This is a genomic window from Spirosoma pulveris (assembly GCF_054781875.1).
Map to the genome: position 1 here is coordinate 406,368 of NZ_BAAGTO010000003.1, position 13,587 is coordinate 419,954.

The window sequence follows — 13,587 nt, forward strand, 5'->3', positions numbered from 1 at the left end:
TCCTCCGTGCATCTCTGTGTAACAGTTATTTTATAAACCGCAAAGGTACCAACTCACTTCCGGTAATCCAATGCTGGTTTACGATCGCCAAGCAGGGCTTCGTATTTAAAGTTGGCCCCACGCTTCTGAATCCATTCAGCCCGGGCTTTCTCGATAAGGGCGGGCGATTTGTATAAGTCCAGCGCCGTCAGGGCCAGCGTCTTGGCAGCTACGATCATGCCTTTCTGCCCAATGCTCATGCCACTGGCCGCCGTCGACTGCCAGCTGTGGGCCGACGAACCCGGTACCCAGGTAGCCGTCGACAGGCCAACGGTGGGGACCGTCCAGCTTACATCGCCCACATCGGTAGAACCACCACTGGTTGCACTCTCCGACGCATCCCGGAAATCTTTCACCAGTGCCGCGTTGGTAATGGGTACTTTCTGTTCGCCAAAGGTTGCGCTGATTTTCTCGGCGAAGGCCGTTTCTTCGGGTGTGTACGTAACACCACCAACGGTTTTCAGATTCTGGTGCATCACTTCGGCCAGCGTGACGTTGGGTAGCAGGTTAAAAACACCACCCAGCACTTCCCACTCCACTTGGGTGCCGGTACCTTTGGCCGCCCCTTCGGCCGCATTCTCGATCCGTTTCCAGACACTCTGCAGAATATCGCGATCTTTATGCCGGGCGTAATAATAGACCTCCGCAAAAGCCGGAACCACATTCGGAGCGTCGCCCCCTTTAGTAATTACGTAGTGAATCCGGGTATCCTGCGGAATGTGTTCACGCATCATGTTGACCATGTAGTTCATGGATTCAACGCCATCCAGCGCCGACCGACCCCGTTCGGGCGATGCGGCTGCGTGAGCGGCAATTCCCCGGAAACGGAATTTAGCATTCTTATTCGCCAGCGATGTGCCGGCATCGGCGGCATTCTGCGAACCAGGGTGCCAGTGCAAGACCACATCGACGTCGTTGAACAACCCTTCGCGTACCATGTACACCTTACCCGCGCCCCCTTCTTCGGCCGGGCAGCCGTAAATTTTGATCGTTCCCGAATGCCCCGACGATTTAAGCCAGTCTTTTAGTTCGACTGCAGCGGCCATTGACGCCGTCCCGAACAGATTATGCCCGCAGCCATGCCCGCCACGCTGTCCCGGAATGGGGGTAAAGTCGGGCTTGGCTTCGGTAGCGAGGCCGGGCAGGGCATCGTACTCACCCAGTATGCCGATAACGGGTTTACCGGAACCGTAGGTCGCCACAAAGGCGGTTGGAATACCCGCCACGCCCGTTTTTACGTCGAAGCCTTCTTTTATGAGCTGATCCTCCAGTAGTTTCGAGCTTTTCTCTTCCATATAGCCCAGCTCGGCAAAGTCCCATATTTTTTTGGAGATCCCCGCGTACTCGGGCGAGCGTTTGTCCAGATTGGCTAGGATGGCCTGCTTGTCCTTGTCGGGGCTGGCGGTTGCGCCCGTTTTTTTGTTTCGGCCCGATTGGGCGAAAACCAGCACAGGCAGTAGCAGTGCTGCTGTAAGAAGTTGTGTTTTCATGCGGGTGTATTCAGTAATAGGGAGTGATAACCGATAAAAATAGGAGAAAAACATAAGTCCGGCAATCCTGCCACGACAATGTTGTACATACCAGGTCATTCATACTCCACTAAGTTCGCTGCCGATCGTATTGGCGCACCGCCGGAGGAGAGATCAAACAAAACAACATCGGCCATAAAACGGGACAAAATGCCTGTTTTATGGCCGATGTTCAGGAGGGAATGCCTCCTCGTGACGGAGGAAAAACGATTGGAGCTTATAGAGGCAGCCGGATAACGCAAAGGATACTCGCTGTAGGGCAACCACTATCGAGGGGATTAGCCCATTGATATGCCCAGCTTACTCAACTCATGTTGCTGACGTATCCAGATTGTTTCCCGCTTTAGCTGAAATGATTTTGTTACTTCTGAGATCTCCTGCTCTATATCTATTGACTTGTCGGAATTCATGAACCGGCTGTACATGTGTCTGGCTTTTACCGCCTGGATTGCCTGACTCTCTGAACCGTAATGCTGCTTCCATTCCTGAACATGGCGCTGAAGAACAACCAGCCAGCCAGGGGTATTATCGGGAGAGCTTGCCTGAACGGCGGCAGTACTTGAGTCAACCACTTGCTGACGGTACTCATTAAATAACTGATTAAAACTTTCTCTTGTCATAATTACTAACTATCAGTGGATAGAGATAGTAAATAGGTTTACGTTTATGTACAAAGAAACAAGTATTTAAGGTCAGGTCGTATTATCCGTACAATAGTTTTTTATTTTGGTGCTTAGGTATTTACTAAATGGTAAGTTAATAATACGGATAATTACTTTCGGTAACAAGGTTTTTGCCTGAAACGCCTTGACAAGCAGGTGCAAAACCCTACTTAACCAGCCATTGCGGCCTAAGAGGTGGGTTGTTTATTTTTGTCTACCAGCATCTGTATCGTCGTTTTCTCATATACGGCCAGGTTCGCATCACGAACCCGAAGCATGATTGGGCGGATCGAACACGTCTCTTCATCGTTGCAATCGTCGCAGCGCACGTAGAAGTTCAGGGAAACGCAGGGGGTAGGAGCAATGGGGCCATCGATGATCCGGATCACCTGAGCCAGATTGATGCGCTCCGGGTCTACCCGTAACAGATAGCCGCCCCCTTTGCCTTTCTGGCTTTGCAGAATGCCATGATTGCGCATTTCCAGCAGAATACCCTCCAGAAATTTATGGGGAATGTTTTCCCGCTTGGCAATATCCGTAATCAAGATGGGTCCGGCTCCGTAAGATTCAGTCAATGCTTTGAGAGCCTTAATCGCGTACTTTGCTTTTTTTGAGATCATAGATACGTTTATTTTTCGGGACGTTCCCGATAGCGCAAGTGAAATAGTCAGTTTATCCTATAAAGTTTGTGTAGTAAATTGGAAAATAAAAATTATGACCGTTATTTTACTCATTGGGTTGTCGAAAAAAGTCGTTTTCTGCTGATCTCAGCGTAGTTGGCTGCCCCCATTGCCCCATTGACATCGTTTGTCAATGGGGCTTGTTACTCTTACTGTATGCGTATAAAATCCCTTGACCTTTTACGGCAGGAAGCCGCTCAAAGCGGAGAATCGACTCTTAAACGGTCCCTTGGTGCATTCAATCTGGTTGCCATTGGCATCGGTGTTATTATTGGCGCCGGTTTATTTTCACTAACCGGGCTGGCGGCCGCCAATCATGCCGGACCGGCTGTTACCCTTTCGTTCGTGGTGGCCGCCATTGGGTGCGCATTCAGTGCCTTGTGTTACGCCGAATTTGCGGCTATGGTGCCTGTGGCGGGCAGTGCTTATACGTATGCCTATGCTACCCTGGGCGAACTGTTTGCCTGGATCATTGGCTGGGATTTGGTGCTGGAGTATTCGGTAGGGGCGGCAACGGTGGCCATCAGCTGGTCGCAGTACTTGACCCGGTTTCTGAGCTATTTTGGGCTGCATCTACCGCCCCGCTTCATGGCGTCGCCGTTTGAAACGGTACTCGGAGCCGATGGAACGACCGTTTCCGGCTTCGTTAATCTGCCCGCCGTCCTGATTGTGGTGCTCATCACCGGCATTATTATCCGCGGAACGTCGGGCTCTACCCTGTTCAATTCCGTTGTAGTAACGCTGAAAGTACTGGTTGTGCTGGTGTTCATTGCGCTCGGCTGGCAGTATATAGATCCCGCTAATTACCAGCCGTATATTCCAGAAAATACCGGCACTTTTGGTGAGTTTGGCTGGAGTGGGGTGTTACGCGGGGCCGGGGTTGTGTTCTTCGTATTTATTGGGTTTGACATTGTGGCGACTATGGCGCAGGAGGCCCGCAATCCCCAGCGCGACATGCCCATTGGAATTATTGGTTCGCTAGTGGTTTGTACGCTGTTATTCGTGCTCTTCGGGTATGTCATGACGGGTATGGCCAACTACACGGAGTTTAAGGATAGTGCGGCTCCGGTAGCCATCGCCATTGCCAAAACGCCCTATCGCTGGCTGGGTCAGTTAATTATTGGTGCCATCCTGATCGGCTATACATCGGTCATTCTGGTCGACTTACTGGGTCAGTCGCGGGTGTTTTTCTCAATGAGCCGCGATGGGTTGCTGCCCAAAGTATTTTCTGAGATTCACCCCCGTTTCCGAACGCCCTGGAAGGCAAACTTGCTGCTGTGCGTGTTCATTGGCCTCTTTGCGGGCTTTGTGCCCATCCGGGTAGTTGGCGAAATGACAAGCATCGGAACCTTGCTGGCGTTCGTGATGGTGTGTCTGGGCATACTGATTCTCCGCAAAAAACAGCCGGATGCGCCCCGATCCTTTCGGACGCCCTGGGTGCCGGTGGTTCCTATCCTGGGCATTCTTACCTGTTTGGTCATGATGGTCTCCTTACCCGGCGATACGTGGCTGCGGCTGGTGGTGTGGCTGGCTATCGGCCTGGTAATTTATTATTCGTATGGCCAAAAGCGGAGTAAATTGCGGGAAAGCTGATACGCCTATGACTCCACCCGCCCCCGAGACAGGGCTAGACCGGGCTATCCGGCCGTTCGATTTTATTGCGCTGATTATCAATATCACTATTGGGGCGGGAATTCTGGGTTTGCCCGCTAAAATTTATGGGCTGGTGGGCGCCTGGAGCTTACTGGCTTATGGAGTTAGTGCAGCCATCGTGACACTCATTATCCTGTGTTTTGCTGAGGTAAGCAGCCGGTTTAGTGGCACGGGCGGGCCATATCTCTACGCGCGTGTTGCGTTCGGGCCGCTGGTGGGCTTTGAAGTTGGCTGGCTGTTCTGGCTCTCCCGCATGGCCGCCTTTGCCTCCATCTGTAATTTGGTTGTGAACTACGCTGCACTTTTTCGCCCTCAGCTGGGCAGCGGCTGGGAGCGTACCGCACTGATAACGTCAATTGTGCTGGCCCTGGCTATCCTGAACTACCTGGGTGTGCAACGGTCGGCTCGGGTCAATACGGTGTTTACCATTAGTAAGCTACTGGCTATTGGCGCGTTTGCCGTGGGCGGGCTCTTTTTCATAAACCCGGACGCCTTTGTGTTTCCCCGTTTTCCGGACTATACGCCGTTTTCGCAGGCCGTCCTGTTGCTGATCTTCACGTTTTCCGGCTTCGATGTAGCGGCCATTCCATCGGGGGAGGTGCAGCATCCGCAACGAACGGTGCCGCTAGCCTTACTGGTGTCCATTGGTACGGTGGCGGTGTTGTTCATGGCCGTGCAGGTTGTTTGCATCGGTACGTTACCCGATCTGGCGCATTCGGATCGTCCGCTGGCCGATGCCGCCGGGCAGTTTATTGGTCCGGCCGGGGCTGTGTTTATCGCAGTTGTGGCTCTGCTCACAGCCCTGGGCACACTGCACGCGCTCATGCTGACCGGTCCGCGCCTGCTGTTTGCCATGGCCGAGCAGAAACAACTGCCCCGCTGGCTGGCCCGAACGCACCCTCGTTTTCGTACGCCTTATATTGCCATCTTCGTTACGGCTGCGTTGCAGCTTCTGCTGGCCGTAACGGGTACCTTCCTCTACGCACTCACGCTAAGCACCCTGATTCGGTTGGCGTACTTCGCCCTGACCAGCGCGGCCCTGCCTGTGCTGCGTCGGCGTACCGATGTGCCAGTGGCGCAGTTTCGGGTGATGGGTGGTGTAGTTGTTGCGAGCGTTACGGTTTTGTTGTGCGTCTGGCTGCTGAGCAATAGTTCGGGTCGTGAAGCCCGCGATGTGGCCATTGCCGCTGGGATTGGGCTGCTTATTTTTCTGGGGATGCGAAGAAAAGCGAGCGGAAATTGAAGAAGGGGTGTCACGGTTGCAACCGTGACACCCCTTCTTTCATTATTCCGATGAGAAAACAGCGTCCTAATTCTTTTTGCCCGATGACATTCTGGCCGGGGCACCGCCCGCAGGCGTTTCGGCCGGGGGAGTGGATGAACTCAGTACGTTGCCTTCTTTATCCAGTTCGACCAGTTCGTAGCCCAGTTTTTCCAGGCCGGGTTTGATCAACTGTTTGTTACCCACCACCGTAATGATCATGTTATTGATTGGTAGTTGTTTTTTGGCAACGGCGTCGATTTCGGCTTTGGTGATCTTGCGAAGAATTTCACTCTGCTGTTCCACATAATTGCGGGGCAGGTTGTACTCGATGATCCGGCTGAGGAAAAATGCCTTCTGGAGCGACGTTTCGTAACGCAGGGCATCGCTCTGGCCCAGTGAGCTCTTCACAAAGGTCAGTTCCTGCTCCGTTATGCCCGATTTGGCGTAGTTGGTTATTTCCTTCACAAACTCAATCACCGAGCTATCCGTTGCGGCCGCTTTTACGCCCGCCTGCGCCGTAAAGGGACCGGGGGTGTTGGTGCTCGAAAAACCCGAGCGAGCCCCGTAGGTATAGCCTTTGTCTTCGCGCAGGTTCATGTTGATGCGGCTGCTGAAGGCCCCGCCCAGCATGTAGTTGGCCAGGCTTGCCTTGTAATAGTCGCCGGTGGCGTCGTAAGGCAGGTTCGTGATATAGCCTATCCGGATTTCGGACTGGGCTGCCTGCTCTTTATCAATCAGGTAAAGACGGGTTTTGTCGATTTTTTTAGGCGCCGGGGAGGTTGGGATTTTCACCGGTTTCGCTGCCCATTTCGACAAAAATGCCAGCTTGGGCATGATCGCTGCCTGTTCAATATCGCCCACAATCACCATGTTTGTTACCGATGGCGACAGGTAATTTTTGTAAAATGCCTTTACATCGTCCAGCGTAATGGATTCAACCGTTTTGGTGGTTCCACTTAAAGGCACCGACCGGATATTATCGGAGCCATAAAGCAGCTTGCTGTAGGCTTTGTTGGCAATCACAACCGGCTGCGTGCTCTGGTTGCTGATCAGTTCCAGCTGTTGCTTTTTCAACCGATCGAAATCATCCTGGTCAAATTTGGGGCGCAGCAGTTTCTCTTCCACCAGCGCCAGTGTCGAATCCAGATTCTTCATTAATGCTTCGACCGAGATGGTGATCTCTTCGGTATTGGCCCGGATATCGATGCTGCTGCCCAGCTTCTCGAGCTTCGTGTTAAGCTGCTCGTTGGTGTAGTTCTGCGTAGCCTCGTTCATGAGCGAAGCCGTCAGTTGCGCCACCCCTGCCTTCGACGGGTTATTGGCTTCCAGCAAATGTCCGCCCTTGATGGTGAACAGCATCGTTATGGCCGGAATCTCGTCGTTACGCGTGCCAATTACCTTGATCCCGTTGGGCAGTTTGTCGTTCCAGAAGGGGGGTACTTTCAGGGCCGGATTGGCGCCGGGGCCGGGTTTCGTTTTCCGGTCGAAACTATCTTTGGGTTTGGTGTAAGTCAGACCGTTATAGCCGTAATCCGGGGCCTTGTAGTTGGCCGTCGACACTGTGTAGTTATCGGGTTTCGCCACAATTTCGGGCTTGCCTTTAGGATATACCGTCAGGATTACCGCGTTTTTACCCTTTATGTACTGGTTAAATACCCGCATCACATCGGCTTTCGTCACACTCGTGTAGCGTTTCAGTTCCTGAGGCAGGTAGTTTGGGTTGCCGAGGTAGGTTTGAAAAGCTGCCAGCTGCGATACTTTGCCGGATACGCTCGACAGGCCGTTGATCAGATCCGCTTCGCGGGTGGCTCTGAACTGCGCAATGTCATCATCGGTAGCACCCCGGCGTTCAAATTCGGCCAGCGTCCGGCGAACAACGGCTTCGGTGCTATCCAGACTCTTGCCGGGGAACGGCAGGACGATCAGCGCCATCTGGCCAGCCAGCTCGGTGGCGGGGTGCGAGGCATTGGCCTGAACAGCCAACTGCGTTTTTACCAGATTCTTATAGAAGAGTGAGTTTTTACCACCGCCCAGAATTTCGGCCAGTGCGTCGAGAGGAGCTTCGTCCGGGTGGTAGTTCGGCACCGTTGGAAATACCAGTTGCAGCATGGGGAAGCGCACGTTATCCTCGTACGAAACGTACCGATCTTTGTCTATCACAGGCGTGGGCACCTGCGTTTTAGTCACTTCCGGACCACGGGGAATCGAGCCGAAGTACTTTTCGGTCAGAGCTACTACCTGTTTGGCGTTTACGTCGCCCCCAATCGTCAGCACGGCATTGTTGGGACCGTACCAGCGCAGGAAGAAGTTTTTCAGGTCGTTCACATTTACCCGGTTCAGGTCTTCGATGTAGCCGATGGTAAGCCAGGAGTAGGGGTGCCCATACGCATACAGGTTTTTAGCTACGTACTCACTGGACAGTCCGTAAGGTCGGTTGTCGTAGTTCTGGCCGCGTTCGTTTTTAACGGTGGCCCGCTGAATCTCGAACTTTTTCTGAGTAACGGCATCCAGCAGAAAGCCCATGCGGTCGGCTTCGAGCCAGAGTGCCCGTTCGAGCTGGTTGCTGGGCAGCGTTTCGTAGTAGTTCGTTCGGTCGCGGTTGGTCGATCCGTTGAGCGTTCCGCCCGATTCCGTCACGATCTTGAAATGCTCATCGTCGGCTACGTGGTCGGAACCCTGAAACATCATGTGTTCGAAGAAGTGAGCAAAGCCCGACTTCCCGATTTCTTCCCGGGCCGAACCCACGTGGTATGTGACGTCGACGTGAACGACGGGGTCGGAGTGGTCTTCGTGAACAATCAGCGTTAAGCCATTGGGCAGTACGTATTTCTCGTAAGGGATTACGAGCTCATTACCCTTTCGGGTTACTTTCTCAACCAGCCGGGTCTGGGAATGAGCCACTCCAACCGATAACAGGCATAGGAATGGCAGTAGTAAAGGAAAGCGTATGTTCATGAAATGGGTTATTAAGCAGACAAAGTACGAAATAAATACTATCTTAAAATCCCGATTACCCGATTTTCGTTACCAAAACATGCTTTCCCAACCTATTTCAACCATTGCTACCCGAACAACAGACCGTGTTTGTGAAGTAGCCTGGTTTTCTGATCTCTGCGGAGAAGATACCGAATTTATCAGCGTTCGTGAGCCTGCCAACAGTACCTTTTCACACTGCCGCGATATTGCGCTGACCGCCGAACGGCTCGGTTTTGCCAACTTACTTTTACCCACGTCGTACATGATCGGGCAGGAGGTGATTCCTTTTGCGGCCGGCGTCGCTCCTGATCTGCACACCATTAACCTGCTCACCGCCATCCGGTGCGGGGAAATGCACCCGCCCATGCTGGCTCGCTCGCTGGCCTCCCTCGACCACATGCTTCAGGGACGGCTCACGATAAATATTATCAACTCCGATCTGCCCGGCTATCGTGAAGATGCCGATTTCCGGTACCAGCGATGCGCCGAAACTATTCAGATTCTGAAGCAAGCCTGGACGAGTGACCGTATTGAACACGACGGGCCTGTTTACGGAAAAATCAGTCTGGCCGCCGACCCGGTTAAGCCGTATCAGCAAAACGGCGGGCCATTGCTGTACTTTGGTGGTACATCGGATGGGGCGCGGGACGTTTGCGCCCGTTACTGCGATGTATTTTTGATGTGGCCCGAAACGGAAGAGCTATTGTACGCCAACATGCAGGACGTTGCCGAACGAGCCGCCCGCTATGGCAGGCAGGTGGATTTTGGCTTACGAATCCACGTGATTGTGCGCGAAACCGAGGCCGAAGCCCGCAACTGGTCCCGGCATATCATGTCGAAGTTCGACCCGGTACGTGGGGCTGCTATGAAACAGTCATCACAAAGCTCGTGGTCGCTGGGGGTGAAACGGCAGAACGAATTGCGCGAAGCCGCTGATACCGATGGGTACGTGGAGCCGCTGCTCTGGACCGATATTGGCAAAGCCCGTTCGGGAGCGGGCGGAGCGCTGGTAGGCAGTGCCGATCAAATCGTAGAGAAGATCAATCGCTATATGGACATGGGTATCCGGGCCTTTATTTTTTCAGGCTATCCGCTCAAGGAAGAGGCCGACTACTTTGCCCGGCTGGTATTACCCCGTTTGCCCCAAACGACGCTCTCGCGTTTGCAGAACCGGATGCCTGTTAGGTAAGTCCAACGGTATTCTTCTTGAAGATCTGTTGAATCTGATGGATCTCGTCGTGGTAGATAGTTTTCTTTCGGGTGCCGAAATAGAGCGTATTTTCAATGATGGTTGTGCCATCCCATACTTTTTTGACCTTTCCTGCGTCGATCTCTTCCCGGCAGAGAAAGTCGGGAATGATCGAAAATCCCTCCCCGTCACTCAGACACCGGACAATGGAGCAGATGTTGGGCACAATGTAGTTCGGTTTGAAATCGGGGTGTCTGTTGAAGTTCAGATGCCAGAATTTTTTCAGGTTGTCCATGTCCGCTGCGGTACTGTACCAGATGTGCTGCTTCAACCAGACTTCGGCCTCATCGAATTTTCGGTCTGCCAGTAAGCTGTTCAATTCTGTAGTATCCGATTTGGCTCCGCTTACCAGCACAATACGCTCTTTGGAAAATGGGTTGTACTCCAGGTTTGGCTGTGGTCCTTTTTGTGGGGTGATTATCAGGTCCAGCAGGCCTTTGTCCAGATCCTGCTGCATTTCGGGATACTCGCCGAACTTGATGATAACATTGAAGGGGAGGCTCGCGATATGAGGTTCCAGCGTGAACTGGAAAGTTTCAAAGCACATGCCAATGCTGATCGTGGCCTTGTCCGTTTTTGAGCTTTTATGAAAATGCTGCTCGGCGGCTTCCAGTTTGCCAATTGGTTCCAGAATGAAATTATAGAGGACCTTGCCGCGCTCGGTCGGTACCATCCGGCGGGCGGCCCGATCGAACAGTTTGTATCCCGTGTGTGCTTCCAGCGAATTCAGGTGCAGGCTCACACCCGGTTGAGAAATGTATAATGCCTGAGCCGCTGCCGTTAAGGACCCCGTCTCATAAATGGCTTTGAACGTTCGGAACCATTCCAGATTGACTACCATAATCTATCAGTTTACTGATTTAAAGCTACTATTTAACTTATTTTTATGATAGATCATGCCTATCTAATTTTGCATCTGTCAATCTGGTAGGAATAGTAAATACTACTGGAATAGAGCAAACAGCTATTTCAAAATGAAAAATATATTTGTTATCAACGGCGGACAGAAGTTCGCTCATTCCGGGGGATTGTTCAACGAAACACTTACGGGCTGGACGCTCGACTTTCTGTGTCAGCATCCGGAATTTGCCGTGAAGGTCACCAATATCAACGAGCACTACGACCCAGTCGACGAGGTGGAGAAATACGTTTGGGCGGATGTGGTCATTTACCACACGCCGATCTGGTGGTTTCAAGTGCCTCACCAACTTAAACAATACATCGATCTGGTTTTTACGGCCGGGCACCAGCGCGGTATCTATACCAGCGATGGCCGCTCGCGGAAGAATCCTGCCATCAATTACGGAACTGGCGGTTCGCTGCAGGGTCGGCAATACATGCTCACCACCAGCTGGAATGCGCCAAAAGAAGCCTTTACACTACCGGGTGAATTTTTTGGGCAGAAAAGCGTCGATGAGGGGGTTATGTTTGGTTTCCACCGGATGAATGCCTTTACCGGTATGACTCCTCTGGCAGGCATGCACTTTCATGACGTTGAAAAGAATGCTGACATGAACCGCGACCGACAGCTCTATACGGCTCATCTGGCCAAGATACTACTGAGTGATCCTGATGCGACCGGCATTATAGCCGAATGCAGGGAGGGGGAGTTAGTTGTCGGTTGAAGAATTCGAATACAAAAACGCGTCCTGCCGACTGCTGGAAATACAATCCTTAAGTTTGTCTCCAGCAGTCGGCAGGGCGCGTTTTTGCTTAAATTCGTTCGGCAATAAAAGCCGCTACTTCAGCTAATCGGTTTGAAAAGCCCCATTCATTATCATACCAGGCTGCTACAGACAACAGGTTGCCTTCTTTAGCCGTAAGCGGTAAGTCAATAATGGACGAGTGGGGGTCGGCAACAATGCGGGCCGACGACCATTCGTCTTCCAGCGTATCCATTACTCCTTTCAAAGGGCCTTCTGCGGCTGCTTTGCGGAAGGCATCATTCACTTCCTGCACCGTACAGTCTTTCTCGGTAATAAGATTCAGTTCGGCAATGCTGCCGGTACGCGTGGGTACCCGGTACGCCTTGCCCGTAATCTTAAGGTCTTTCCAGATGAATTGCAACGCTCTGGCGGCTCCCGACGATGATGGAATGATGTTTTCGGCTGCGGCCCAGGAGTCACGCCGGTCTTTCATCGGCTGGTCCGTTAAGGATTGGGTATTGGTATACGAGTGAACCGTTGAAAAGAGGCCGTACTGAATGCCGAAGTTTTCCCGAATGACCTTTACAACGGCCGCCAGGGCATTGGTTGTGCAGCTACCCATGCTGACAATATGGTGGTTGGCCGGATCGAAAGTATCCAGGTTTATGCCTTTCAGCAACACCGCATCGCAGTCGTCCAGCGATTTGCTGGGGGCGCTGATGAGCACGTATTTGGCACCTTTATCGAGGTGAGCCTGTGCCCCCGCCCGGGTAGTGGCACGACCGGTACAGTCAATCACAAGGTCGACACCCAGAGCGCTCCAGTCTGGTATATCTTTGGATGAATTAATATACGGAATGGTTCGCTCACCAATGGTTAGCTTGCCTTCGCTGCCGGAAACGGGTTCGTGCCAGCGACCGTAGTTTGTGTCGACAGCGAAGAGAGCGGCCAAGGTGGGCTCGTCCCGGATGTCGGAAATAGAAACAGGTACGAATAAGTTATTCTGCAAGCCAACGCGCAGAAACTGTCGGCCAATACGGCCAAATCCATGCAAAGCGATTGTTGCCATACGAAGCAGGAATAGAGATTTGATTCTGGTATGTTATACGAACAGCAATAACAAAAAACTGCACCGGCGGGGTGTACCCTGGCGGTGCAGTTTTTAAAATGCTCCCGTACCTAAGCAACTACGTTGTCTGGTAGTTGTTTGGCAGGAACCCAAAATCATGACTCGTATGCAAGGCAAGTCGGCCCACCTGCCCCAGCCTAATAAGCAGCTTGAATATATAGGCGACGGACTTTTTCGCGCGAGCGTTTCAGCCGCATTTTTACGGCGCTCACATTTAAATCGAGCTCTTTGGCAATCTGATTGATATCCAGCCCCTGCTGGTACTTCATTTGCAGAAGTGTAACATCTTCAGTCGCTATTTTACTTAATGCTTTGGCAAGATGGTATGCACGCTCTTCAAACAGGTCCGAATCATTCATATCCACAAACTGATGGGTCAGATCTTCGTCTAAGGATTTGATTGGCAGACGGTTGGATATTTTAATCTGGTCCATGCAATAGTTATAGGCAATGGAATAGAGCCAGGTAGAGAAGGTTGATCGTTCCTGAAAACGATCCAGACGGGAGAAAGTCCGGATGAAAATATCATGTGTAAAGTCTTCCGCTTTTTCAGTGTCTTTCGTTATCGAAAGGCATCGGTTATAGACTTTACCCACGTATCGCTTGTAGAGTGCTTCAAAACAAGCGGTTGGGTTAGTACTAAGTTGTTGTCTGATTAATTCTTCGTCGTTGAGTTGTCTTTTCATCGTTGTAGTGAACTTCATAAGTTAACGCTTGCGGATAGGGGTTTATTTATTTTTTATTATGACACTAATTTGTG

Annotated in this window: 11 protein-coding genes; 4 read left to right on the top strand and 7 right to left on the bottom strand. The window is 52.0% G+C overall.

The features are described 5' to 3' along the window. Positions 1 to 53: 53 nt before the first annotated feature. The 3 genes from ACYVJM_RS14475 to ACYVJM_RS14485 all read right to left on the bottom strand — a co-directional run bounded on the left by ACYVJM_RS14475 (position 54) and on the right by ACYVJM_RS14485 (position 2,850). Positions 54 to 1,529 (bottom strand): amidohydrolase, encoded by a 1,476-nt coding sequence (locus ACYVJM_RS14475; RefSeq protein WP_461148942.1) that lies wholly within the window; start codon positions 1,527 to 1,529, stop codon positions 54 to 56. Between the two features lie 317 nt (positions 1,530 to 1,846). Next, positions 1,847 to 2,188, bottom strand: a complete 342-nt coding sequence (locus ACYVJM_RS14480) for a hypothetical protein (protein WP_461148943.1) — start codon at positions 2,186 to 2,188, stop codon at positions 1,847 to 1,849. A gap of 230 nt (positions 2,189 to 2,418) precedes the next feature. After that, on the bottom strand, positions 2,419 to 2,850 hold the full coding sequence (locus ACYVJM_RS14485; protein ID WP_461148944.1) for an RrF2 family transcriptional regulator: 432 nt from the start codon (positions 2,848 to 2,850) through the stop codon (positions 2,419 to 2,421). A gap of 216 nt (positions 2,851 to 3,066) precedes the next feature. Between ACYVJM_RS14485 and ACYVJM_RS14490 the strand changes: the two genes are divergently transcribed. Together ACYVJM_RS14490 and ACYVJM_RS14495 are read left to right on the top strand one after the other, a co-directional pair. After that, on the top strand, positions 3,067 to 4,503 hold the full coding sequence (locus ACYVJM_RS14490) for an amino acid permease (RefSeq protein ID WP_461148945.1): 1,437 nt from the start codon (positions 3,067 to 3,069) through the stop codon (positions 4,501 to 4,503). Between the two features lie 7 nt (positions 4,504 to 4,510). After that, entirely contained in the window at positions 4,511 to 5,806 is a 1,296-nt protein-coding gene (locus ACYVJM_RS14495; protein WP_461148946.1) for an APC family permease, read from the top strand. A gap of 66 nt (positions 5,807 to 5,872) precedes the next feature. Here ACYVJM_RS14495 and ACYVJM_RS14500 read toward each other — a convergent pair whose 3' ends face one another. Beyond that, the gene (locus ACYVJM_RS14500; RefSeq protein ID WP_461148947.1) at positions 5,873 to 8,782 is read right to left on the bottom strand and encodes a M16 family metallopeptidase; all 2,910 of its coding nucleotides are present in this window, start codon (positions 8,780 to 8,782) and stop codon (positions 5,873 to 5,875) included. Positions 8,783 to 8,861: 79 nt separating this feature from the next. Here ACYVJM_RS14500 and ACYVJM_RS14505 point away from each other — a divergent pair, with 79 nt between their 5' ends. Continuing rightward, the gene (locus tag ACYVJM_RS14505; protein ID WP_461148948.1) at positions 8,862 to 9,992 is read left to right on the top strand and encodes an LLM class flavin-dependent oxidoreductase; all 1,131 of its coding nucleotides are present in this window, start codon (positions 8,862 to 8,864) and stop codon (positions 9,990 to 9,992) included. Here the strand turns inward: ACYVJM_RS14505 and ACYVJM_RS14510 are convergent. Next, complete coding sequence (locus ACYVJM_RS14510; RefSeq protein WP_461148949.1) at positions 9,985 to 10,893, bottom strand: LysR family transcriptional regulator; 909 nt, start codon at positions 10,891 to 10,893, stop codon at positions 9,985 to 9,987. The two genes, ACYVJM_RS14505 and ACYVJM_RS14510, sit on opposite strands and share 8 nt — an antisense overlap. 133 nt (positions 10,894 to 11,026) lie before the next feature. On the opposite strand from ACYVJM_RS14510, the gene ACYVJM_RS14515 reads away from it, so the two are divergent. Further along, the gene (locus ACYVJM_RS14515; protein WP_461148950.1) at positions 11,027 to 11,677 is read left to right on the top strand and encodes an NAD(P)H-dependent oxidoreductase; all 651 of its coding nucleotides are present in this window, start codon (positions 11,027 to 11,029) and stop codon (positions 11,675 to 11,677) included. An 88-nt stretch (positions 11,678 to 11,765) separates the two neighbouring features. Here ACYVJM_RS14515 and ACYVJM_RS14520 read toward each other — a convergent pair whose 3' ends face one another. Together ACYVJM_RS14520 and ACYVJM_RS14525 are read right to left on the bottom strand one after the other, a co-directional pair. Further along, positions 11,766 to 12,767: a type I glyceraldehyde-3-phosphate dehydrogenase gene (locus tag ACYVJM_RS14520; protein WP_461148951.1), complete on the bottom strand. Its 1,002-nt coding sequence runs from the start codon at positions 12,765 to 12,767 to the stop codon at positions 11,766 to 11,768. Positions 12,768 to 12,964: 197 nt separating this feature from the next. Continuing rightward, positions 12,965 to 13,513 carry an RNA polymerase sigma factor gene (locus ACYVJM_RS14525; RefSeq protein WP_461148952.1) on the bottom strand — a complete coding sequence of 183 codons (549 nt, stop codon included), beginning with the start codon at positions 13,511 to 13,513 and terminating at the stop codon, positions 12,965 to 12,967. Positions 13,514 to 13,587 lie beyond the last annotated feature (74 nt).